17 protein-coding genes and 1 riboswitch are annotated in these 24237 nt (G+C 31.4%); of the genes, 6 read left to right on the top strand and 11 right to left on the bottom strand.

The features are described from left to right. Positions 1 to 212: 212 nt before the first annotated feature. The gene (locus tag ACZ446_RS06790; RefSeq protein ID WP_464394356.1) at positions 213 to 1007 is read right to left on the bottom strand and encodes an alpha/beta hydrolase; all 795 of its coding nucleotides are present in this window, start codon (positions 1005 to 1007) and stop codon (positions 213 to 215) included. Positions 1008 to 1371: 364 nt separating this feature from the next. On the opposite strand from ACZ446_RS06790, the gene ACZ446_RS06785 reads away from it, so the two are divergent. Further along, positions 1372 to 2964: a DEAD/DEAH box helicase gene (locus ACZ446_RS06785; protein WP_464394355.1), complete on the top strand. Its 1593-nt coding sequence runs from the start codon at positions 1372 to 1374 to the stop codon at positions 2962 to 2964. Positions 2965 to 3126: 162 nt separating this feature from the next. Here ACZ446_RS06785 and ACZ446_RS06780 read toward each other — a convergent pair whose 3' ends face one another. Both ACZ446_RS06780 and ACZ446_RS06775 read right to left on the bottom strand, forming a co-directional pair. Beyond that, positions 3127 to 5358, bottom strand: a complete 2232-nt coding sequence (locus ACZ446_RS06780) for a glycosyltransferase (RefSeq protein WP_464394354.1) — start codon at positions 5356 to 5358, stop codon at positions 3127 to 3129. After that, complete coding sequence (locus ACZ446_RS06775; protein WP_464394353.1) at positions 5348 to 6406, bottom strand: lysylphosphatidylglycerol synthase transmembrane domain-containing protein; 1059 nt, start codon at positions 6404 to 6406, stop codon at positions 5348 to 5350. The genes ACZ446_RS06780 and ACZ446_RS06775 overlap by 11 nt, the downstream gene beginning before the upstream one ends. A 222-nt stretch (positions 6407 to 6628) precedes the next feature. Here ACZ446_RS06775 and ACZ446_RS06770 point away from each other — a divergent pair, with 222 nt between their 5' ends. From ACZ446_RS06770 to ACZ446_RS06760, 3 genes are all read left to right on the top strand, one after another. Next, on the top strand, positions 6629 to 7924 hold the full coding sequence (locus ACZ446_RS06770) for an ATP-binding protein (protein ID WP_464394352.1): 1296 nt from the start codon (positions 6629 to 6631) through the stop codon (positions 7922 to 7924). Between the two features lie 45 nt (positions 7925 to 7969). Next, the gene (locus ACZ446_RS06765) at positions 7970 to 8395 is read left to right on the top strand and encodes a hypothetical protein (RefSeq protein WP_464394351.1); all 426 of its coding nucleotides are present in this window, start codon (positions 7970 to 7972) and stop codon (positions 8393 to 8395) included. Positions 8396 to 8493: 98 nt separating this feature from the next. After that, entirely contained in the window at positions 8494 to 9909 is a 1416-nt protein-coding gene (locus tag ACZ446_RS06760) for an MATE family efflux transporter (protein WP_464394350.1), read from the top strand. Between the two features lie 38 nt (positions 9910 to 9947). Here the strand turns inward: ACZ446_RS06760 and ACZ446_RS06755 are convergent, their stop codons facing one another. The 5 genes from ACZ446_RS06755 to ACZ446_RS06735 all read right to left on the bottom strand — a co-directional run bounded on the left by ACZ446_RS06755 (position 9948) and on the right by ACZ446_RS06735 (position 17392). Beyond that, positions 9948 to 11099 carry a ribose-phosphate pyrophosphokinase gene (locus ACZ446_RS06755; RefSeq protein WP_464394349.1) on the bottom strand — a complete coding sequence of 384 codons (1152 nt, stop codon included), beginning with the start codon at positions 11097 to 11099 and terminating at the stop codon, positions 9948 to 9950. A gap of 197 nt (positions 11100 to 11296) precedes the next feature. Next, a complete protein-coding gene (mgtE, locus tag ACZ446_RS06750) occupies positions 11297 to 12646 on the bottom strand; it encodes a magnesium transporter (RefSeq protein WP_464394348.1) in 1350 nt (449 codons plus the stop codon). Positions 12647 to 12719: 73 nt separating this feature from the next. Then, complete coding sequence (locus tag ACZ446_RS06745; RefSeq protein ID WP_464394347.1) at positions 12720 to 15587, bottom strand: AAA family ATPase; 2868 nt, start codon at positions 15585 to 15587, stop codon at positions 12720 to 12722. Further along, positions 15588 to 16907, bottom strand: a complete 1320-nt coding sequence (locus ACZ446_RS06740) for a metallophosphoesterase family protein (RefSeq protein WP_464394346.1) — start codon at positions 16905 to 16907, stop codon at positions 15588 to 15590. It abuts the gene before it with no gap. A gap of 14 nt (positions 16908 to 16921) precedes the next feature. After that, positions 16922 to 17392, bottom strand: a complete 471-nt coding sequence (locus ACZ446_RS06735) for a hypothetical protein (protein WP_464394345.1) — start codon at positions 17390 to 17392, stop codon at positions 16922 to 16924. Positions 17393 to 17549: 157 nt separating this feature from the next. Next, positions 17550 to 17624, top strand: a riboswitch (cyclic di-GMP riboswitch). A 42-nt stretch (positions 17625 to 17666) separates the two neighbouring features. Here ACZ446_RS06735 and ACZ446_RS06730 point away from each other — a divergent pair. Then, the gene (locus tag ACZ446_RS06730) at positions 17667 to 17918 is read left to right on the top strand and encodes a hypothetical protein (protein WP_464394344.1); all 252 of its coding nucleotides are present in this window, start codon (positions 17667 to 17669) and stop codon (positions 17916 to 17918) included. 82 nt (positions 17919 to 18000) lie between these two features. On the opposite strand, the gene ACZ446_RS06725 is transcribed toward ACZ446_RS06730, so the two are convergent. The 3 genes from ACZ446_RS06725 to ACZ446_RS06715 form a co-directional block, all read right to left on the bottom strand. Further along, positions 18001 to 18357, bottom strand: coding sequence for a DUF4870 domain-containing protein (locus tag ACZ446_RS06725; RefSeq protein WP_464394343.1), 357 nt, complete (start codon positions 18355 to 18357; stop codon positions 18001 to 18003). A gap of 259 nt (positions 18358 to 18616) precedes the next feature. After that, positions 18617 to 22048: a pyruvate carboxylase gene (locus ACZ446_RS06720; protein WP_464394342.1), complete on the bottom strand. Its 3432-nt coding sequence runs from the start codon at positions 22046 to 22048 to the stop codon at positions 18617 to 18619. Positions 22049 to 22268: 220 nt separating this feature from the next. Then, the gene (locus tag ACZ446_RS06715; protein WP_464394341.1) at positions 22269 to 22757 is read right to left on the bottom strand and encodes a hypothetical protein; all 489 of its coding nucleotides are present in this window, start codon (positions 22755 to 22757) and stop codon (positions 22269 to 22271) included. Between the two features lie 144 nt (positions 22758 to 22901). Between ACZ446_RS06715 and ACZ446_RS06710 the strand changes: the two genes are divergently transcribed. Continuing rightward, positions 22902 to 24176 carry a YihY/virulence factor BrkB family protein gene (locus tag ACZ446_RS06710; protein ID WP_464394340.1) on the top strand — a complete coding sequence of 425 codons (1275 nt, stop codon included), beginning with the start codon at positions 22902 to 22904 and terminating at the stop codon, positions 24174 to 24176. The last annotated feature ends 61 nt before the right edge of the window (positions 24177 to 24237 follow it).

Here is a 24237-nt window from a genome sequence, read left to right as displayed (position 1 = left end):
GCACAAAAAAAGGTTTAGAAAATGTCCGAATTGAACAAATTCTAAACCTTATGCTTAATTTTAGTATCCTTAAATTATCAGCAGAGATTAGAGTCTGATAATAACGCGGGATAATTTTATCCCACAAACTTAGCTTCTTTAATAGAATAACAAACTGAGTTTGGTCTGTCAAACGATGTTCTTAAAGTAAAAATTGTCACTCTATTATTAATTTATTTAATAGGAAGCCATCTTATCACATCTAAAATCTTCCGATCCCAATAATCCCATTCATGAGCTGCATTTTCTTCTTCATTATATTCAAGCTTAATTTTATTTTCGCGGCAAAAAGCTTTAAATTCGAGATTGTTTTGATAGAGAAAATCATCTCTACCACAGCATTGATATAATGCTGGAATTTCAACCTTTTTATTTTTCAATTTTGCCAGCAGCTGAAAAAGATCATTTTCTGTATTTTTTATATTTTTTAAGTTGCCAAATATTAATTCAAATTCTCTTTTTAATTTTTGCTTTTCTTCAAAATTTTCCGGACTGTTTACAATATTTATATTAACTACTCCTGAAATACTGGCAGCTGCAGCAAATTTTTCAGGCCTGCTGAGAGCAAGTTTAAAAGCACCATAGCCGCCCATCGAAAGACCAGCTGTAAAGGTACCTTCTCTTTTATTACTAATAGGAAATAATTTTTCCACCACTTCAGGCAGCTCCTGGCTGATAAATGTAAAGTAGTCATTTCCAAACTTCATGTCAGTATAAAAACTGCGGTGGACAGCAGGCATTACAACTGCCAGCCCATATTTAGTTGCATATCTTTCAATTGAAGTCTTTCTCTGCCAGGCCGTATGGTCATCAGAAAGGCCATGTAATAAATAAAGAACTGGGTACGGATAAGAAGCAGTTCTAATTTGAGCCTTAGTCTGATTTTCCCTATTCTCCGGAGTTATTACATTCATTGTTGAAGACATTCCCAAAACATTTGAATAAAAGTTGCACTGAATAAAAGCCATTAAAACCCCTCCAAAATTTGATATCTATTTATATAATACTCTCTAAAAACTTTAAATCCTGCTTTAATTTAACCATAATTGTTCGATTTAATCAAAAACTTTTTATGACAACTGTGAACATTTATTTGTCAAAAAATTTGACTTTAAATACAGCCTGAGTTATACTAAGAGAGCTGACTAAAAAATTAATTTAAATAACTTAATAGATAATATAGCAACTAAGCCCTGACTATATGAATTGTAGTCGGGGCTTTTTACGTATAAGTATAAATTTGACAACCTGCTGCAGTATTATTTGTTAAGAAAATGCGTGGTTGGTAGATTTAGTATAAGAATATAATTAAAAAAGGAAGTGGAAGTTAATTTGCAAAAGATTAAATTTAATGAATTAAACGTATCAGATGAGATTTTAAAAGCAGTTGAAGAAATGGGTTTTGAGGAAACAACTCCAATTCAGACAAATGCTATTCCGGCTGTACTTGATGGAAAAGACATTGTAGGTCAGGCACAGACCGGTACAGGTAAAACTGCTGCCTTTGGAATCCCTCTTTTAGAAGAAATGGATGCTGAAAACAAGAATCCTCAGGCAATAATACTCTGTCCTACAAGAGAACTTGCAATTCAGGTTTCAGAGGAACTAAAACGCCTGGCAAAATATAAGAAAAGAATTTATACCCTCCCTGTTTATGGTGGTCAGTCAATCGGCAGACAGATCAAAGCTCTAAATAAAGGAGTACAAATTGTAATTGGTACTCCCGGTAGAGTAATGGACCACATTCGTCGAGGGACATTAAAACTTGATAATATAGATTACTTTGTTCTTGATGAAGCTGATGTAATGTTAGATATGGGTTTTATTGATGATATTGAAACTGTTTTAAGAGATATTCCAGAAGACAGACAGACTCTCTTCTTTTCTGCAACTATACCGAAATCAATTAAAAGATTAAGCAAAAAGTATCAGAAAAACTCAGAGTTTTTAAGAGTTGCTCACGAAAATCTAACTGTTCCTTCTATTGATCAGTATTATTATGAAATTAGAAGACATGATAAACTTAAAGCATTAACCAGAATTATTGACCTAAGCAGTCCGGAACTTTCAATTGTCTTCTGTAACACTAGAAAAATGGTTGACGAGCTGAATATTAAATTACAGGCTCGCGGTTATTTATCTGATGCAATTCACGGTGGTTTAAATCAAAATCAGCGTGATAGAGTAATGGGTAAATTCAGAAATGGAATTATCGAAGTTCTTGTAGCTACAGATGTAGCGGCCCGTGGAATCGATGTAGATGATGTGGAAGCAGTATTTAACTATGATCTACCTCAGGATACTGACTACTATGTACACAGAATTGGACGTACAGGTAGAGCAGGAAAAAGCGGTGAAGCACACAACTTTGTAGTTGGTAAGGATATTTATAAATTAAGAGATATCCAAAAGTACACAAAATCAAAAATTAAAAGAGCTGAGATTCCTTCTCAGTCAGATATAGAAGCAGCTCAGTTTGAACAATTCAGTGATGATTTAAGTACTTATATGGATTCTGCTGATTTAGGTAAATACATTGAGTTAATTGAAGACTTAATTGACGAGCAGTATTCAGCACTCGAAATCGCAGCTGCTTTAATGAAAAAATCAATAGAAAGAGAAGATAATGATGATAATCAGGCTGAAAGTTCAGGCCAGAGCTTTGGAGATACAGGAGCTGAGCCAGGAATGGTTAGATTATTTATCAATATCGGTAAAAAAGATAGAGTTTCTCCCCGCCACATTGTAGGCGCTATTGCTGGTGAAACAGGAATGCCCGGTGGTTTAATTGGAGCAATTGATATTTACGATAACTTTACCTTTGTAGAAGTTCCCAGAGAAAAAGGTCATGAGGTATTACAGATCATGAAAGATAATTATATTAAGGGAACAAAAATTAATATTGAGGCTGCAAGATCTAAATAAATAGAATAAATAATTTCAGTTTGACTGAATAAATTAGTACTTAATGATTTAATGCTGAATAATTTAAGATAGACTGAAACCTAAAATGGTGCCAGAAGTTTAACAGCTTCCAGCACCATTTTTTCATTTAAAGCTTAATAAATTTACTTAAAAAGCAGCTGTTCAATCATTTTGGTATTTTTTAAGCTGCATAATCTTATAGTATAATTCTTCAGCTTCTACTGCCATTTTTTCAATTGAATAACTCTCTGCAGTTTTAAATGCATTCTGAGAAAATTCATCGTATTTTTGTCTATTAATTAATAACTCTTCTATTCTGCTGCTCCACTTTTCAATCTCCTCTTCGGTTTTATAGCCGTTAACTCCATCTTCAATAACATCATCAATTCCACTTGATTTAACAGCAACAACCGGATTTTCTGCTGCCATTGCTTCCAGTAAGACCATTCCCTGTGTTTCAGTAGTTGAAGCAAATACAAATAAATCTGAGGCCAGATAATATTTAGCCATTTCTCGAAAATCAACCGCCCCCAGCAGTTCAATATAATTCTCCAAGTTATTATCACTAATAAACTTCTTAATATTTTCTTTTTCAGACCCACTCCCAATTATAATTAGCTTAAAATTCAGCTCTGTCTTTTCTTTTAAATATTTAATTCCGTCTAATAAAAAATACAGATTTTTTTCCTTTGATAATCTAGACACTGAAATTAATAAGTGTTCAGATTTCCCAATTAGCTGCTGCCTGAGCTCAGCAATTTCATCTTCAGTTTGCTGATAATTATCAAAGTCAATTCCAGTTGGCATCACCTTAATATATCTGCTGACTCCAACATTACGCAAATATTCTTTAGTCGACTCAGTCGGAGCAAAGACTGCATCTGTTTTATTGGAAAAATTCTTTATTAGAAAATGAGACAGTCGATTAGCAAAAAACTTACGCATAAATAATATATTTGGAACATAATGTGCATATTTCTCAAGTCGGGTATGATAGGTAAAAGCAAGCGGCAAATTAAACTTTTCTGCTAATTTTCTTCCCTTGTTCCCCAGCCAAAAAGGATGATGAGCATGAACTAAGTCAAAATTTTCGGCCTGAAAATCTTTTTTTATCTGCGGAGAATAAATATTTGTAACCGGAAATTCTAAGCCTGATTCTTCATAATAATAAATTGAATTACAGCGGATAATATTTTCTTCATCTTCAGTTTTGCTTTTATCCTTATATTCTGGAGCAAAGATCTTAACCTGATGTCCCCTTTTTCGCAGTGCTTTAGACAGACGCTGAATTGAAATAGGGACTCCACCTATTACTGGGAAATAATTATTAGTGAACATTGCAATTTTTAAGTTTTTGTTTTTATATTCGTTTTCAGCATAGGCAAAATCACGGTAGTAATTAACTTCTTTATTAATTTCTCTATGAATTATATAAAATATTGTTAAAAATATAGATAGCACTAATAAAATATTTATATAATTAGCATAAAAGAAAGACTGCACTGCAACCCAGATATTAACTAATAACTTTGAAGGGAAACCTGGATTGTTTTCTAAACGTTCTACACTAACATTTATTCCAGTTTGATTTACATTAACTAAAAGGTGATGATAAAAGCTTTTATCATTGTCAAAAATAAGTTCCCCCCCAGCACCACCAGTTATATAATAATCAACACCTTTGATTTTTTCCTGATGAAAGATTTCTAGATTGGAAGAAAAAACAGCATCAATTTCATATTCTGCAAATATATCCTGATAAAAATCTCTTAACTTTTGCTCATCAATATATTTTATACTGTCAGTTATTAGGTATTCTGCATCAACTTTAAGCGGCGCTTTATTCATTATTACAAATTTTTTCTCATAAGCTGCAGCTTCCTCAAGTTCATTTCTCAACCACTGCTTCTGCCAGTTTAAGTTAGTATTTTCAGTAGTATCTAAAAAGATAAAGTAAGAATCATTAATCTGCAGTGAATAATAAAAGGGGCCAAAATATTTGTAGAAGTTTTCGTTGCCGTCATCTTTAATTTCTCTGCGTCCAATCGCTGTTAAAAATGGCAGCTCCATTTTTTCTAATGTTCGATAAAAAACTCGATACTTACTTTCATCTCCATCACGAAGATTATTTCCTGTTGAGATTATAAAATCAACATCAGCTTGATTAATCTGTTCTAAAATCCTGTTATCAAAAATAGAAATTGAATTCTCAATATTCCCAACAACTGCAAATGTATAGTTATCAGCCTGAACCTTATCTTTAATTATATCCATATTTTTCACATTTACGGCATTAAAGTCCTGTATTGTATAGGGGGCATAGATTTTATATGTCAATAAAATTAAAATAATTAATATAAAAATAGTTAAATATATTTTACTCTTATTCTTCATCTTTAATGCCTCCCCTAATAATTAAATAGAAAAAAACAAAAACACCAATAAAAATACCAATGTATTTGCTGAAAAAACGCCAGTAAAACAATAGGGGAAAGAGATCTTTTTTTGCTACAAATCTGGCAAATAATAGTGAGTATCCCCCTTCTGCAATTCCTGCTGCTCCCGGGGTAGGAGCAAAGTACATAATAAAAACAACTAGAATCTGCATTGATAAAATCTTATAAAAAGCCAGATCATAACCCAGGCCTCTAACTACTAAATAAGAAAATGAAAACTCTGCCAGCAAAAATAAAGTTGTAAACAGAAAAGATAAAAAAACAAATATTTTATTCCCCTGGATAAAAAATGCTAGGTCTTCAGAAAAAAGCTCAAGGTTTCTAAAAATATACATAATGGTTTTTCTAAATCTTTTTTTAGTTAGTATGTGTTTAGACTTGAGAAAATAGAAAAATTTATAGATATATTTCATAATTAACCTGAGTTTAAAAATCAATAAATAAAAGACTAAAAAATAAAGAGTTAAAAAAGCAGCTAAATAAATATAAAGATAGTCTCCGGGCAGCAAATTAAGCATTGATTGATTTCTAAAAATAATAAAGGGTACAGATAGAAAAAGCATTGTGGCTGATAATAAAGTTCTAATTAAAACAGCTGCCGAAGATTTACCCAGTGGAACTCCTTTTTTCTGGAGAAAATATACCTGAGCAAAACCACCCCCTGTTGCCAGCGGTGTTATATTGGAAATGAAAATATTTATAAAAACTAATTTATAAACATTCCAGTATGAAATATCTGCTTTCAGTGTTTTTAAAACACAATATAACCTTAAACCATCTAAAATAAAATAGAAAAATAAAAGAGCAAATATAGAAATAATGATTTTAGAAGGAAATGAAAAAAATACATCTAAATTACTTCCTTCAGCATAAATTTTATTTATATAATGAAGAGAAACTGCTGATATTGAAACAAATAATAAAAAATAAAGGAGTGAATTTTTTAAATTAAAATATTTATCTATAAAATTTTGATTTTGGTCCATTTAATTTCCTCCTTAGCAAGTTCTTATAAATCTCTTAAAAACTCTTTATTACATACTAAATTATATTATATTTGTTCTAAAATGTAAAAAGTTGATGAATTATTCTGGTTCATAAATCTCAAAATTTTTTTACACGATGTGAAATTTTAGTTCTTTTTGTATAATTAATAAAGAGTCTGTTATAATAAAAGATAGTATTTAGAAAATTGAGGAGGAATCAGATTGAGCAGCAATAATATTAAAAAAGCAGTTTTAGAAACTGAAAAAATCATTTTCTTTAAAAATATAAGAGAAAATGATTTAATTCTAAATTTAAAAAAACACCTTGATGAGAAACAGCCTTCTAATATTGAAGTTGGAGATTTAATTTACAGATTAGTTGAATGCTCTATTAAAGAAAGGCTGCAGGGAGATGTCTGGCATAATTATTTAAAAAAACAGCTAATCAGAGCAGAAAATATTTTCACATTAGAAGCCGAAAAAAGATTAATAAATACAGGCAGCAGTATTTATCAAATTGCTTTAAATGATATAAGGATAATAGCTGAATTATTTTCTTTCTCTTTTAGTGATTTAACTGAAATATTATCATCTGAAAATTTTTCATATCTCGACAATTTTAAAACTGATAAATTAAAGGTTAATGATGATAAACTAGAAAGTTTTAAATCATTGTTTAATTATAGTTCTGATCAAAAAAATTTAAAAAGTTTAATTAAATTTTATCAAAATTATGGGACTGGTGTCTTAAATGAGGGTAAAGCTTTTTATTGGGAAAATAAAAACTTAAAAATAATCAATAATCCGGATCCAATAGGCTTTTCAGATCTGATCTCTTATCAAAGTGAAAAACGAAAATTAATCGAAAACACAAAAAGCTTTTTAAATGGTTATCAGGCCCATAATGTCCTTCTTTATGGAGACAGTGGTACCGGTAAATCATCTTCTGTTAAAGCTCTTTTGAATAAATTTTATAATCAGGGATTACGTTTGATTGAAATCAACAGCTCACAAATTAAAGAACTACCAGATATACTGGATTTTTTAAGTAAAAGAGGGCTATTTTTTATTATCTTTATGGATGATCTCTCTTTTGAAGAATTTGAAACTGATTATAAATATTTAAAAGCGGTAATGGAAGGTGGGGTAGAATCAAAACCCAATAATGTCCTTTTTTATGCCACAAGTAACCGCCGCCATCTAGTTAGAGAAAAATGGCAGGATCGTGAATCTGAAATCCACGAAAATGATATTTTAAATGAAAAATTATCACTTTCTGAAAGATTTGGCTTAACTTTGATGTTTAATAATCCCTCTCAAGCTCAATATATAAATATAACGGAAGAATTAGCAAAAAAAGAGGGCATTGATATTGAATCGGAAAAATTAAAAACTGAAGCTTTAAAGTGGAGCAAATGGAATAATGGACGTTCAGGCCGCTCTGCCAGACAATTTATAAACCAATTGTTAAAAGAAAACCATTTAAAATTAAGTGAAGACCCAAAAAATAATAGATAATAAAAGTAATGGATATAAAAATTATAGATGAGGTGTAAAATTCTTATGCTTTATAATCAGGATCAATATTTTATTAATTTAGGCAGAAAGGCAACAGCTGCTGCCCTGGCTGCTTTTTTTCTCGGGATAGCTGTTGCTTTAGTCTTTTCTTTATCAATACTAACACTTTTTTTTACAGCCATAATTTTTGCCTATATAGCTCTCTCTTCTTTCTGGGGGATTTATAATTTAGAAAAATGGTTCAAAAAGTATAGATATAAAATGCCGAAGTATTTATGGTATTTTCTAAACCTATTTATCATAATAGCTGGTATAATAGTTGGCTGTTTTGGTTATGGCTTTATAGAACATTTTTTGTTAGTTTTAGCTGTTGAACAGCAGAAAGATAATCTTAATTTAATTACTGCCCAAATTATTTTGCTGCCCTATTTAGGTCCTAAATATGCAGAAAGTAAAAATTATCACTCCTAAAAACTATAATTTTCCATCTTTGCTTTAAACTTGTCTAAAGATTTATTATATCATATAATATTTATATATTATAAATTATAAATTTAGGAGTGATCTTTTTGTCGGAATTAACAGCAGCAAAAAATAATCAAGAAATTAGAAAAAATATTTTTCATCTTGCCTGGCCGGCTATTTTAAGGATGTTTTTACAGAGTATTGTTGGTGTAGTAGATGTAATTATGGTTGGCCAATTAGGGGCTGCAGCAATTGCTTCTGTTGATATTGGAAATAGAGTTGTTTTTGTACTGATTGGAACTTTAATGTCTCTAACAATTGGTTCGACTGCTTTAGTTGCCCACTATATTGGTGCTGGAAATAAAGATGAGGCAAATCATATAATGTGGCAGTCACTTTTTACTGGCTTTTTAGCTGCTTTAGTTATTGGAACAGTTGGTATCATTTTTTCAAAAGATCTGATGGCAGCAATGACTATGTTAATGGAAGAAAGTAATCCATTTATCTTAAATAACGGCAGTACATATTTAAACATAGTATTAGCCTCTATGCTTTTTGGATTACCGATGATGGTTATTAATGCTATACTGCAGGGAATTGGAGATATGAAAACACCTCTTTTTATAATGTTTATCAGTAATGTGGTTAATGTTCTATTTAACTATCTCCTTATCTTTGGTGTTGGTATTTTTCCAGCCATGGGGGTTGCAGGAGCAGCTTTAGGTAGCGGCCTGGGAAGGTTTGTTGGCTTTTTAATCGGAATATCAATTTTAATCAAAGGTGAAAAAGGAATTAAGTTAGATTTAGAGCTCATAGAATTTAAAATAGATTTCGAAATAATTAAAGATATCCTGCTGATCGGTATTCCTGCTGCAGTTGAGCAGTTCGCCCGTCAGAGCAGTCAAATAATTTATACAGCTATGGTTGCCGGTTTAGGTACTGCTACGATAGCAGCTAATGCAGTTACAATGAATGTATCTTCTCTCTCCTTTATGCCCGGTTTTGGTTTTGGGATGGCTGCAACTACCTTAGTTGGTCAAAGTCTGGGAGCTAAGAAAAAAGAATTAGCAGAAAAATATTCAAAGCAGTCTACTCTTTTAACCTTAGTTCTAATGATCTTAGCTTCAATTTTAATGTATATTTTTGTCGAACCAATTGTACATTTATATACTGACAACCCTGATGTAATAAAAATGGCAGTTTCAGCTTTAAAAATATTTATTGTAATTCAACCACTTTTAGGCTTGTTTATGGTTCTAGCAGGTGCCTTAAAAGGTGCTGGTGATACTAAATGGGTTATGTATTTTACCATTATTGGTAATTGGGGAGTTCGCTTAGTTTTTAGTTATTTTTTAGGTTTGAAAATGGGCCTCGGCTTAAATGGTTTTTGGATTGCAATGGGAATTGATGTTAGTGTAAGATCGATTTTAATACTCTGGAGATTTTTCTCAGGCAAATGGAAAGAGTTAGATGTAGTTAACGTTCGAGAAAGAAAAATTGACGAACTTGTAGAGGAATAAATTAGAAAGCTCCCGGGTTAAACCGGGAGCTTTTATCTTTATTCACCAATTATGCTTTTAATTTTATTTGTAGCATCTAAAATTGGACTTACTGAATCATCGTAATTTACAGTATCAATCAGCAGTGAAATCAACTTCGACATATCAACTTCCTCAAACCAATCTGCATCTTTAAATTTCTGGGGAACATAGGTTAGATTGGTGGAGAACAATTTTTTGATATATCCCTTTTCGTAATACTCGTTCATTTTTTCAATCCCATTAGTAAAGAAAGTAAACGAAACGGCTACATAGACATTTCTTGCGTTTTTACTTTTTAATTCTTTGGCGATATCAAAAACTGAACCGCCAGATGCTATCATATCATCAACAATTAAAATATCCTTGCCTGCAACATCTGCACCCATATATTCGTGCTGGATAATTGGGTTTCTACCGTCTACAATTTTCTTATAATCTCTTCGCTTATAGAAAAGACCAACGTCAAGTCCTAAAACACTTGCATAATAAATCGCTCTATCCATAGCACCTGTATCAGGTGATATCACAAGCATTTCATCTTTATGAAAAAGCATTTCTTCTTCTGAATTATTCATTGCCTTAATAATTTGGTATGTAGAATGAAGACTTTCAAAACCTGTTTGTGGAATAGCATTTTGAACTCTTGTTTCATGTGCATCAAAGGTGAAAATGTTTTCAACACCCATATTTTCTAGTTCCTGGAGAGCCATAGCACAGTCTAAAGATTCTCTACTATTTCTCTTATCCTGACGACTTTCATATAAAAGCGGCATAATAATATGTATTCTTCTAGCTTTACCTGCAATAGCAGATATTAAACGTTTAATGTCCTGAAAATGATCATCAGGACTCATGCGGTTTTCAACTCCAAACATATTATAAGTTACACTATAATTTCCGATATCGGCTAAAAGGAAGATATCTTTTCCCCTGATTGTTTCCTTCAAATGACCTTTAGCCTCACCATTAGCGAAACGAATAATCTCGTTATCAATAATATAGGAGTCTTTAATTTCCTCTAGATGATATTCACTACAGCTGCTGGCAAATTCCTCTTTTCTTCTTTCAACAATGAAATCATCAACCTTTTTTCCTAACTCCTTGCAGCTCTCATGGACAATAATCCCCAATTGCCCAAATGGTATCTTAGTTATTGTTTTGTCTTCCACTTTTAATATAGCACCTCATTTTGTATATTATTTGTCTGTCCCTAATAATATTTCAAGATTTATATATAAAATCCTTCCTATATTCTTTAAAAAAAGAAAGTTTATATATTTAATATATTCGCACATTGATATATTGTTCTATTTTTTACATCTTTTTACATTTTGGGTGAATATAAATTATCTTAAGCAAGAGTAATTTATATTAAGTAAAAAAGAAAAGTTTTTGCTAAACCCAAAAAGACAAAAAATCCAAAAACATCGGTAACTGTTGTTAAAAATATTGCTGATGCTAAAGCAGGATCAATCCCTAGTGACTGCAGTGAGAGTGGAATTAAAAATCCAAACATACCGGCAATCAGCAGATTTAAAATCATAGCTAAAAATATTATCAGCCCAAGATAATAATTACCATACATCAAATATAAAATAAGTCCTGTAACTAAGCCGGTAGAAGCTCCATTGATAATTCCAACCATTGCCTCTTTAAATAGCAGCTTCCAATTATCCTTAAAATCTATTTCCCCCAGCGCAATTCCTCTAATAACAATAGATAATGTTTGGGTGCCTGCATTCCCTCCCATGCCGGCAACTATCGGCATTGCAGCTGCTAAAGCAACTACCTGAGAAATTACATCTTCAAAAATAGCTACAGTAAAGGTTGCCAAAAATGCTGTCGCCAGATTAATAAACATCCAGGGGAGCCTGCTCTTGACAGACTGCATTAAAGTAGCATCAGAGCTTTCTTCTTCATCTACACCATGCATCTTATATAAATCCTCTGTATTCTCTGCTTCAATAACATCGATAATATCATCAACTGTGATAATTCCAATTAAAATTCCACTATTATTAATTACTGGAATTACAGTCAGGTCATATTTTGCAACCTGCTGGGCAACAATTTCCTGGTCCACATCTGCTGTAACCTTAACAATATTGTCATCCATTAATTCTTCTAAAATTTTGTCATCATCAGAACTTAAAATATCTCTTAAATCAACACTACCTACCAGTTTTTTGTTATTATCTGAAATGAAAATGGTGTCAATTATTTCAGTATCAGGTGCAATATTTTTTAACTTTTTCAAAGCTGCGGTTGTGGTTAAATTTTTATTTAAAAGAAGATATTCAGTGGTCATAATTCCACCAGCAGACTCTTTATCATATCCCAGCAGGTTTCTGACTACTAAAGCATCATCCTGTTTCATATGTCGCAGTAATTCTTTTCGCTTCTGGATTGGCAGTAAGCCTAATATATCAGTTATATCATCAGCTGCCATATGAGAAAAAATCTCTATAATTTCTTGTGAAGTCTTGCATTTTAAAATATCAATCTGAAGTTCTTTTTCAGATTCTTCAAAGATATCTGCAAGATCTTCAGTTTCCAGTAATTTAGTAAAGTTGTTTATCTCTGAAGCTTCTAATTCAGATAAGGCTTCAGCAATATCTATCGGGTGATTGTCCTCGATCCAGTCTTCTTGAATATTCTTTGACTGATTTAAATAATTATTAATTTCTTCTTTGATGTTTTCAATTTTTTTCTCCATCTGATCACCTCTTTCTAACAAAATTAGTGTTAGTTCTGCAGAATTTATTAATTATATTGTCATATAATTAGAATTAAAGACTTAAATGAGAAATTAATTCCTGACTGTCACTTAATTCAAAGTTTCCAGAATCTAGTTTCCAGTATTGAGCTGAATCTGATATTTCACTGATATACTTAATTAAATGAGGATGACAGCTTAAAACAAAAATTTGATTTGTCTTAGCTAAATTAGAAATTATTTCAGCCGTATTATATAAGTGTTTACTGTCAAAATTAACTAAGGAATCATCCAATATAATTGGTAAATGAGGTTTTATTTCCTTAATTCTGCTAATTCTAACTGCTAAAAATAGCTGTTCTAAACTACCCCGGCTTAACTGTTCTACGCTGTTAAATTTTTTACCGTTTTCAGTAACTGCCTGAAATTCTGATTCTTCTAGATCAGAACCAGTTTCTAATTTTTTATAGTAATTATCAGTAATTTCAGCTAAAATATTTGCAGCGGGTTTTAATAATTTTTCTTCTGCTTTTTCTACCATTCGCTTTCTTAATTTCTTTAAAATAAAATAAACACTTTTATTTACAGCATATCTCTGAGCTTTTTTTTCTAAATTATTCTGGGCCTGATTAAGCTTCAATTGCGCGTTTTCGATCTTTGTTGAGCTGGAAAGTGCCTCTATTTTATTTTTCAAAGTAGTTATTTTTTCTTCTAAACTCTCTTTTTTCTTTTTTAATAACTGAAGCTCTTTTTCACGTGATTTCTTTTCTGCTTCGACTGCATCAGCTGAGGAAAAATCATGATATAAGTTTAGAAAAAGTTGATAATATGTTTCATCAGAATCTTTTTCATTTAGAATTTTTTTTGTTTTATCTGAGGCTAAAAGAATATGTTCTATTTGAGACTTTTGCTTATCATAATCTTTTTTTATTTTTTGGTAATCAGCTGCCGATTCTGCTTTTTGGCGGTAAAGCTCCAGGCGCAATTCCAGCTTTTTTTCGCTTTCTAAATCACCTAAAAAATCTAAAATCTCACTTTGTAAAAGCTCAAATTCTTTTTCTTTTTCCAAATATTCTTCAGCAGATTGTTTTATTTTAGACAATTGATTCAGATCTTTAAACAAAAATTGAGACTTAGAAATTAAATCAACAGTTTCAGTTTCTGCAGCAGCACTAAGGTCAAGTTGATCATTGAAGTAATCAGCTGCCTCTTTAATTAAATCATATATTTCTCTTAATTCAAACAGTATTTCATCTTTAAGTTTAAATTTCTCCTCTTCTTCTATTTTTAGCTTTTTATATCTTCTTTTTTTATCCTTAATTTCTAAAAAATATGATCTTAAATAATTTAAATTTTCATCAGCTTCAACATTTTTTATTCCTAATAAATTAGCATAATTAATTAAATTATTTTGGACTTTTTTTAGTTCCTTAGTTTTTTCTGTAAGCTGCTTTCGATACGAATTCAATTTATTCTTCTTCTGGGTGAGCTCTATTTCTAATTTATCAGCTTTTTCTTTTTCCAATTTAGAACTTTTATAATAAGAACTATAATAAATGAAAACAAAGCCGGCAATTAATAGAGAAAAATATTTAATTTGGCTGTAACTTATAATAAAAGAAGAGCTCAAAACCAGAATTGATAAAGCTAAACCATAATAAGTATTTTTTAAAATTGAAGCAGGACTTTTATAGTCATAGTCATTTATATTAGCTTTAATATTTTTTACTTCAGCATCTAATTTATCAATTTCTCCTTTTATATTATTTACTGCTGTCTTTAAACTTTCATTTCTGCTTAAATTATCATTAAACTTTTCTGTTTCAATTAAATCCAAATTTATTTTATCAAGCTTTATTAAGGGCTGCTGCCAGCTGTAATTTAGATTTTCTAGTTCTAGAGTTAAAGTCTGATATTCATTACTAATTTTGTTCTTTTGTTTTTTTAAATTTTTTATTTTTTCATTAATCAGGTCAATTTTTTGCTGCTGATTATTTATTTTGGAGCTATTATTTTTTATAAATTCTAGAAAATCATCTAATTTATTAGCTTTTATTGACTTATATAAATCATTTTTATTAGATTTCATTTTGTTTTTTATTGAAACAAGTTTTTGCTGATAACTTTCAATTTGCTCAAGTTCCAGATATTCTTCATTTTCCTTAACTGATGACTGCTCTATTTCAACCTGTAAATTCTCTATTTTTGTAAGAGTAGGATAATTATTTTTGAGCAGATCAAGCAGGAAAATTTGATTTTCACTTTCAGTTATTTCTTTATCTACTGTTTCCAGTTTATCTTTTGAAACTTTCAATTCTTCTTTTTTTTGATTAAACTCTTTAATCTCTAATAATGCCTGATCTCTTAATGACTCAGCTTCCTCAATTTCTTTAAAATAGGGCTTAAATGAAGCAACTGAAGGATCACCAAGAGTACCTCCTATATTTTTAGCATAATTATAATATTTATCTGCCAACTCTGGAACTTTAACTAATTCTGACAGACCAGCACCAAGAAGAATTGAGTATAAGCGTTTTTCTCTCTTTTTACCTTTTGCAATTTTAGATAACTGCTGCAGTTCGTCAAGGGTAATAGTAAAAAGTTGTTGGTAGCTCAGCTGGTCTAAGTAATTAAAAAGTTCTGGAGCTTTGACTTTATTTTGTTTTTCATCTAAAATCTTAGGGGCAGCATAACCCTCTAAATACAAGCTGTAATTTCTATAATCTCTCTCAATTTCAGCCTCAATATAATATTGATTGCTGGCTGGAGGAATTGACTTATTCTGTGGCAGACCAAATGGTAGATGGCGCAAAAGTTTTAAAAAGCTGCTCTTGCCGGCTCTATTATGACCACCAATTACAACCAGGTTATTAGAAATATCCTCTAAATTTTGGTTATTAAATATTCCAAAATCACGAATATAAATATTTTTATAAAACATTTAATCTCCGCCTTCTATTAATTCAGATATAATTATCTTTTCTGCTTCTTCTAAAATATCTGCCCGTATTTTTTGATCCGCAAAAAATTTATGATTTTCCCTATCTTCGGGATTCTGATCTCCCTGCCAGATCTGACCCCACTCAGCAGCTAATTCCCTTTTTAATTCTGGATCGGTTAAAATATCATTTATTAACTGGTCAATATTTTGGTAAAGTTCACTGCTTTTTTTAAGCTCTTCTAAATTCTTTATAGGAGCTGTAGTTCTAAAAACTAAAGAATGCAGCCAGAGATTTGGACTTTCTCCTCTAAATCTGCTTCTGATATCTTTTAAAAGTGTTTCTTCAAGCTCATCTCGATTAGCATCTAGATGTCGATGAATTCCAGTTCTACCCTTAATATATAATCGAACTATCACAGCCTTAGTCTTAAAAGTTTGAGACTCGTTTTTCAGTCTAAGATTTTCGATAGATTTGTCCAATCTGATCTTTAAAAGCTGCAGCAGCTGACTAATATTATCAAGTTCTTCATATTTTTCTAAATCAATTTCGATTTTTTTGAAAACAACAGGAGCCAGTGGAATAAACTTTTCTTTAACTTTTAAATTAGAATCAACTTCTATTAAAAGAGCTCCTTTATTACCTTCTTCACTAATATCATGAGCCTGCAGAGTACCAGAAAAATTTATTGATGGTTTATGATTGAGCTTTTGATATTGATGAATATGTCCCAAAGCCCAATAATGTATTTCATTTTTAGTCAACAGCTCACTTTTAGTTACAGGTACATAACGGTTATTATCCTTATTTAAAGCAGTATGCAGGAGAGCAATATTAAAGACTGAATTGTCCGGTGCTGTATAATAATTATACATTGTTCTATTCTCGAATTTTTGTCTGTAAGACTGCCCTAAAATTCTGGCTGCTAACTTTCCGTTCTTTAAAAATTCATAGCTTTCCACATTATCACTTGAAAAATATTTAACATTTTCAGGCAGCTCAAAAACTTCATTTTCTATCCCTGCTGGATCATGGTTGCCAGAAATAACAAATATTTTAATGTCATTTTTATTTAAGATTTCAGCCTGCTCTAAAAAGAAATGACTGGATTTAATTGATCTGGCTTCTCTGTCATAAAGATCTCCTGCAATTAAGATAAAATCAACATTTTCTGTCACTGCCAGTTCAACTAAATTTTGAAAAGCCTGCTCAGTTGCATCAAATAAAACTTTATCCACCTGAGTTTCAGAGGGAATATTGCAGCTTAATTTTTTGCCTAAGTGTATATCTGCTGTATGAATAAATTTAATATTTTTTGCCATTACTGCCTCCAAATTTAACTGTAGTCTCTTTCAGTTCTATTTTCCCATTTTACAAAAAACCAGGAAAAAACAAAGATTTCTACTGTATATTTAACTAATGCAATTCCATGTTCAACTAAGGTAGTATTGGTGTAAATTAAGCCTTCAATTGAACCCGGTATGGGAGCAGCTGCTCCTATAAAGGAAAAACCCCAGATTATAAAAAATAATTTTTGCCAGGCATAATCACTTTTAATAATATTGTCATAAAAGGGATATAAAATAAAGGCAAAAATAGCACCTCTAAAAATTTGAAAAACTGATGCTATCCTAAAAAGTTCAGGTTCTGATGCTTTAAAATCGTAATAAGCATCAATATTAGTAAATGAGACAACATAATTTTCAAAGTTTTTAAAAATAACCCCTATGAAAATATAAATTAAAACATGGACAAGAATGAAACGAATCGTAAAATAAACAAATCTTTTAGATGGTTTATGCATCATTATCCCCTTTTTTATTTTAGTATTTATTTAAAAGCAGATCTAGCCTCTTAATAATATTTCTATATTAAGTAATCAAATCCTGTAAAATATTTTATAATTTAGAATTAAAATTATTGACTAATATTAATCTTAGTAATATAATTATATATATGAAGGAGCATCCAAAAAGCAAAACATTTGCAAAAATGTCTCGCAAAGCTATGGACCCTTTTAGGGCCGCCAGGCTGCCAGATCTTCTCCTTAATTTTATGGTCTATAAAAAGGAGGTTATCTTATGAAAAGCTGGAATCGTTTACTGGCAGTTTTTTTGGTTTTGGTTCTTGTATTTAGTTTAACTCTCTCTGTACTGGCAATAATAGATCCGATCGATGACCCAGAAGACCCTGAAGAACCAGATCCACCTACAAAAGAAAAGGGTAATAATGGTGTTGGTAATGGACTTGATCCACAGCCACCTGGAGATCCAAAGGAAAATGATACAGATGAAAGTGATTTACCCCCTGGACAGCTGAAAAAAATTAAATAAAATTTAAGCAGCCTGTAGAGATTTAATTTCTACAGGCTTTTTTTATTACTAATTTTTTATTTGAAATTATAATTTTAGTTAGCTAATTTTTTTCTTTAAAACTTTCACCAAAAGTTAATTCCTCTGCTAAATCACCTATAAAAGGCAGCTTAAATACTTCACCATTGTAGGCTTTATACATCAGTAAAAACCAGAGAATAGTTCCAACAAAAGTTATTAAAGAAGAAATCATAACCCCAATTACCGGAATTACTAAAATTAAAGAAGAAGCTATAAACAAGGAAAAAAAGGTGATTAATGACTGCATCGCATGGAAACGAACATGATTGTTTTTCTTTTCAATAAATAGAAAAATCAAACCCGTAACCCAGATACCTGCATAGGCTAAAATTGACTCGATATTTTCATCAAGACCGAGACTGGTTTTTTTGTGATACATAAATTTGAGATAATTATCTGATTAGATAATATCTCTTCCCCCTTTCTTTCTCAGCTTTAGTTTATAAATTTTAATTAAGTTCTTCTAATCTTATTTTAACATAATCAAGCAAATTTAAAAAGCAGTAAATATTTTAAATAAGAAAGCCCGCCTGTTCTCTTTAAATTTGAGAATTCAGACGGGTAATTAAGTCAAAAAGTTTAGTTAACTTTTATAGCTAAACTTTAAGCTGATTATTATATATATTCTAAGTCTATATTTATTCTAACTCTAAGATTAATTCTCCTGATTCAAGCTGCTGACCTGCCTGAGCATGGATAGCTGCAACTGTACCAGCTGCAGGAGCAGTTATATTTGTTTCCATCTTCATAGCTTCCATAATCACTAAGCTCTGATTTTCTTCAACTTCTTCCCCTTCTTCAACTAAAATTTCAACAATATTACCGGGAAGACTGGCTCCAATTTCCATTTCATTATTAGGATCAGCCATCTGCTTAACCGCAGAATCAGCTTTGGCAGTGCTTGCTTCATCATAGATTTTTATCTCTCTTCTAAAACCATTTACCTCAAAAGCAAGTCTGCGGAAACCCTGGTCGTCAACTTTACCAATCTCTAATAATTTGACAACTAAAGTTTTACCTTCTTCAACTTTGATTTCACTTGTTTCACCTTCACGTAGCGCATGGAAGTATACATCACTACCCATATGACTGAGGTCACCATATTCTTCAAGGTAATCTAAATATTCTTTATAGACCTTTGGATAAAGTGCATATGCTAAAAGGTCCTTTTGAGTTGGTTCAAAATCATATTCTGATTTTAGTTCAGCTGCAGCTGCCTCAAAATCATAATCCTCAAGTAAAGTTCCAGCCCTAACTGTAATCGGTTCTTCCCCTTTAAGAACGATCTCCTGTATATCTTCCGGGAAACCTCCAGGAGGCTGACCAAGCATACCTTTAAAGTAAGCCTCAACTGAATCCGGGAAAGCCATATTTTTGGCCTTTTCGCAGATATTATCTGGTGTCAGATCATTTTTAACCATAAAGATTGCTAAATCTCCTACCATTTTAGAAGAAGGAGTAACCTTTGGTATATCACCCAACATAAAGTTAACCTTACGGTACATTTCCTTAAATTCTTTGAAACGGTGACCTAAACCAACACTCTCTACCTGTGGTTTTAAATTAGAATACTGACCTCCAGGGATTTCATATTTATAAATTTCGGCTGTACCTGACTTTAACTCAGATTCAAACTGGGAATAAACGGGTCTAACAGCACCCCAGTAATTTGAGATTTTCTGAATATCTTCAATATTCATTTCTGGGTCACGATAAGTATTAGTTAGAGCTGCTACAATTGAGTTAAGTGGTGGCTGACTTGTCAATCCTGCCATTGTATTAAAGGCGGTATCCACAATATCAACTCCTGCTTCAGCAGCCATTAAAAGGGTAGCTCCACCATTACCACTTGTATCATGAGTATGCAGGTGAATTGGAATAGAAATTTCAGCTTTTAAAGCTTTAATTAATTCATAGGCAGCATATGGTTTTAAAAGTCCAGCCATATCTTTAATTCCAAGAATATGTGCTCCCATTTCCTCTATTCCCTTAGCTAAATCTACATAGTAATCCAGATCATATTTAGCTCTTTTATCATCCAAAATGTCACCTGTATAACACATTGAAACTTCAGCAATTTTACCCTGTTTAACGACTTCATCTATAGAAACTTCCATTGCTGGCAGCCAGTTTAGAGAATCAAAAATCCGAAAGACATCTATACCAGCATCAGCAGCTTCTGCTACCAGATTACGAATTACATTATCCGGATAGTTCTTATATCCTACACCATTTGAACCTCTTAAAAGCATCTGGAATAAAATATTAGGTATTCTTTCTCGTAGACGTTCAATTCTTTCCCAGGGAGATTCTTTTAAGAATCGATAAGAAACATCAAAGGTTGCTCCTCCCCACATTTCAAGTGAGAATAGGTCCTTGGCTAAATGAGAAGTCGCTTCTGCAATCTTTTCCATATCTACAGTTCTCATTCTGGTTGCCATCAGTGACTGATGGGCATCTCTATAAGTTGTATCAGTTAAAAGAATTTCTTCCTTATTTTTAATCCAGTCTACAACTGCTTCCGGACCGCCCTGATCTAAGATCTGTTTTGTACCTTCCAAACCATTAATTTTTTCAAATTCAGGCACCTTGGGCACATCAAATTCTGGTTTTTTACCTCTTGTTTCATTAACAATTTTTTCACCAAGATAACTTAAAATCTTCTGTTCCTGATCAGATCCAGGTCTAACATCAAGCAGTTCAGGATTGTTGGAAATAAAACCGGTATCACAGGTTCCTTTTTGAAATTCTTCATGGTTTAAAACATTTATTAAAAATGAAGCATTAGTTTTAACACCGCGAACTTTCATTTCTTCAACTGAGCGCATTGCCTTTCTGATTGCATCTGAAAAAGTTCGGGACCAGGATATTGTTTTAACCAGCAGACTATCATAGTAGGGGTTAATTACAGCACCTGTATAGCCATTACCTCCATCAAGTCTAATTCCATAACCTGAACCTGTTCGATAATGGTCCAAACGCCCTGTATCAGGAATGAAATTATTTGCCGGGTCTTCAGTTGTCACCCGACACTGAATTGAATAACCATTAACCTTAATTGATTCCTGGTTAGGAATATTAATTTCTTCAGAATCAAGTCTGTACCCCTCAGCAATCAAAACCTGACTCTGGACAATATCAATTCCAGTAATCATTTCACTGACAGTATGTTCCACCTGAATTCTTGGGTTAACCTCTATAAAATAATGATTGTCATATTTATCAACTAAAAATTCTACTGTACCAGCATTTTTATAACCTGCACCTTCACATAATTTTAAGGCATCTTTAAGAATTGCCTGTCTTTTTTCATCACTTAAAGCAACTGCAGGAGTAAATTCTACAAGTTTTTGATGACGCCTCTGAATTGAACAGTCTCTTTCAAATAAGTGGACAAGATTCCCATGCTCATCCCCAAGTATTTGAACCTCGATATGTTTTGGATTTTCAAGATATCTTTCGACAAAAATATCATCAATTCCAAAGGCCTTACGGGCTTCTTCCTTGGCATCCCTGAACTGGGAAATTAATTCATCATCAGAACGGACTATCCTCATTCCACGACCACCACCACCGGCAGCAGCTTTGAGCATTAAAGGATACCCATGTTTTTCAGCAAATTTTTTGATTTCTGCTTCTTTTTTAATCGGTTTTTCTAAGCCGGGAATAGTCGGCACTCCAAACTCCTGTGCCAAAATTTTAGATTTAATCTTGTCACCTAACTTCTCCATTACTTCTGCATCAGGTCCTATAAACTTAATCCCAGCATTTTCACACTGTCTTACAAACTCGGGATTTTCAGATAAAAATCCATAACCAGGATGAATTGCATCAACATCCTTTTTAATTGCTAAATCAATAATTTCATCAATAGCCAGATAAGCCTCAATAGGCCCCTTATTATTTCCTATTTGATAAGCTTCATCTGCTTTGGTTCTAAAGAGGGCGGTTCTATCCTCCTCAGAATAGATTGCTACAGTTCTAATGCCCAACTCCTTACAGGCTCTAATTACTCGAATTGCTATTTCTCCACGATTGGCCACTAAAACTCTTTTAAATTTTTTCGACATTCTCTAATCTCCCTTCTTTAATTCTTTAATAATAGAAAGTATTTATATTTAATAAAATTCTACCCAGATAAATAAGGTAGAAATTATTAATAAAGTATTTTCAGTTAGAGAATTTTCTCCTAAAAACTGATAAAAGTTAGTAATTTAATTATATTCATTTAAAGTATACCATAATTTTTAGTCAATATCTAATTAAAGCTTATATTATTAATTTTTTGAATTATCTTTTATTTTGCCTAAAGTAAATTAAAAGTACTCCTGAACCAATTAAAATAATTGGAATTAAATAATTTAAATAACTTAAGTTCTGCATAAATTGACTGTTATCTAAGAAAATTACAAAAAGACCAAAAATAATTAGTGATCCTCCCGGATAAAGCGGCCAGTCCCAGTTTTCAAAGGCACTGCTGTGAATTAAAATGACTAAAAATGAGATTCCAAGGAGAATAAAAAAGACTCCACTACCAAGATTATTAATAAAATCAATTCTCTGCAGATCGGAAGCTAAGGCAATAGAAGTTAAAATTGAGGCTGGAATTAAAAACCCAATATTTCTGTAATTTTTCCTTCCTCCTAATAGAATATAACTGATTAAAAATCCGGCACTTAATAAATAAAGAAAAATATTATCACTAACTAAATCAAATGTATTAAGCAGCATAAAAAGTCCAATCGTTATTAATAAGATTCCCGATTTAAGTTTATCCATATTATCCCCCTTTTGTTTATTTGTAGTTTAATTATATCAAAAATTATTTATTCAGCAAATATTTATTTCAATTCAGAGAAGGACATTTTTTTTATTTAAAGAATATAATATTAGGACGGAAAAAAAGCATAAGAGGTGGCGCCAATGAGATATATAGATGATTTCTTAAAAAATGCCAAAACGCTGATCTCTTTTGACCTGATTTTATTGTTTATAAAAAGGGTTTACCAGAAGGCTAGAGAAAACGACATATTTATTCATGCTATGGGAATGGTTTATATCACTATTCTGTCTATAGTTCCCTTTTTGATTTTTTCATTTTATATTATGACTCTATTTAACTTCTTTGGTAAAATCGATACGATTGTAGATGAGATAAAGTCTCTAATTTTAAACAATTTGGCTGCTGGTACAGGAGAAAGTTTAATTAATTATTTGGAAATTTATATCGTAAATGTTGATATAGAACAGCTTGGAATAATTAGTTTTATTTCTTTAATTTTTATTATTGTTTTTATGCTGGCCCGAGTAGAAATGACATTTAATAATATTTGGAATGTCAAAGAACATCGTGATCTGTTTAAAAGATTTGTGTCCTTCTGGACTTTTATCACTTTAGGTACCTTTACTATTACAATGCTCTTAACCTTAAGTCTGCTTTTTGCAGAAAGATATTTAGGTCTCTGGCTGAGTGGAGAACAGATTAGTGAAAGCAGTATTTTTAATCATATTTTATTTTCATTTAATTTTTTAGTTTTTATCATTTTCTATTACTTTGTTCCAAATACAGAAGTAAAGCCTACTGCAGCTATTTTTGCCGGTTTATTTAGTGGATTTTTATTTATTTTATCCAAAAGATTATATGGGATTTATACATCTAATATTGTAACTTATAATCAGGTTTATGGTCCTTTATCGATAATTCCGATTTTCTTGCTCTGGCTCTATTTGATTTGGTTAATCGTACTTTTAGGAGCTGTGAGCTCTTATGTTTTCCAGCATCGAAGCAGTCTAAAATATATGTTGAACCGCAAAAAAATTAACCAGGGATTGAGAGGCCTAATACCGACTGCCATTTTATTGGTTTTGCTTAAAAATAACAGGCAGCAGGATACTCAAGCTCTTTCCTTTTCTAATTTACTTGATCAAATTAATTTACCGGCTGAAGATATAGAGCTTGAAATCGAAAGACTAAAAAACAAAAACTTGATTGCAGAAACAGAAGCTGGTAAATTTGTTACACTGGCAAAAACAGAAAATATTTCTGTCTGGGATATTTATCAAAGTAATTATTTAGACGATGATTTTAAAATTCAATATATTTTTAGAGATCAAGAACTGCAGAAGCTTTATGAAGAAATTAAGAAACAGGAAAAACATAGCTTTGAAAAAATGAAATTGAAAAACTTTTTAAATTAATTTGTTGAAAGTCTTTATTTTTTCATGTTTTTGTGTTACAATTAATGATTGTGTCAGGCAT

The organism is Halanaerobium sehlinense (assembly GCF_055379485.1).
Note: the sequence above shows the minus strand (reverse complement) of the source record. Positions and strands in the feature narration are given on the sequence as shown.

Bases quoted from the DNA above. Each gene is read 5' to 3' on its own strand.
- ACZ446_RS06720 (WP_464394342.1), bottom strand. From the start codon at position 22,048: ATGTCGAAAAAATTTAAAAGAGTTTTAGTGGCCAATCGTGGAGAAATA.
- ACZ446_RS06745 (WP_464394347.1), bottom strand. From the start codon at position 15,587: ATGTTTTATAAAAATATTTATATTCGTGATTTTGGAATATTTAATAAC.
- ACZ446_RS06780 (WP_464394354.1), bottom strand. From the start codon at position 5,358: ATGAAGAATAAGAGTAAAATATATTTAACTATTTTTATATTAATTATT.
- ACZ446_RS06735 (WP_464394345.1), bottom strand. From the start codon at position 17,392: ATGATGCATAAACCATCTAAAAGATTTGTTTATTTTACGATTCGTTTC.
- ACZ446_RS06710 (WP_464394340.1), top strand. From the start codon at position 22,902: ATGAGATATATAGATGATTTCTTAAAAAATGCCAAAACGCTGATCTCT.
- ACZ446_RS06775 (WP_464394353.1), bottom strand. From the start codon at position 6,406: ATGGACCAAAATCAAAATTTTATAGATAAATATTTTAATTTAAAAAAT.
- ACZ446_RS06725 (WP_464394343.1), bottom strand. From the start codon at position 18,357: ATGTATCACAAAAAAACCAGTCTCGGTCTTGATGAAAATATCGAGTCA.
- ACZ446_RS06715 (WP_464394341.1), bottom strand. From the start codon at position 22,757: ATGGATAAACTTAAATCGGGAATCTTATTAATAACGATTGGACTTTTT.
- ACZ446_RS06765 (WP_464394351.1), top strand. From the start codon at position 7,970: ATGCTTTATAATCAGGATCAATATTTTATTAATTTAGGCAGAAAGGCA.
- mgtE (WP_464394348.1), bottom strand. From the start codon at position 12,646: ATGGAGAAAAAAATTGAAAACATCAAAGAAGAAATTAATAATTATTTA.
- ACZ446_RS06740 (WP_464394346.1), bottom strand. From the start codon at position 16,907: ATGGCAAAAAATATTAAATTTATTCATACAGCAGATATACACTTAGGC.
- ACZ446_RS06730 (WP_464394344.1), top strand. From the start codon at position 17,667: ATGAAAAGCTGGAATCGTTTACTGGCAGTTTTTTTGGTTTTGGTTCTT.
- ACZ446_RS06790 (WP_464394356.1), bottom strand. From the start codon at position 1,007: ATGGCTTTTATTCAGTGCAACTTTTATTCAAATGTTTTGGGAATGTCT.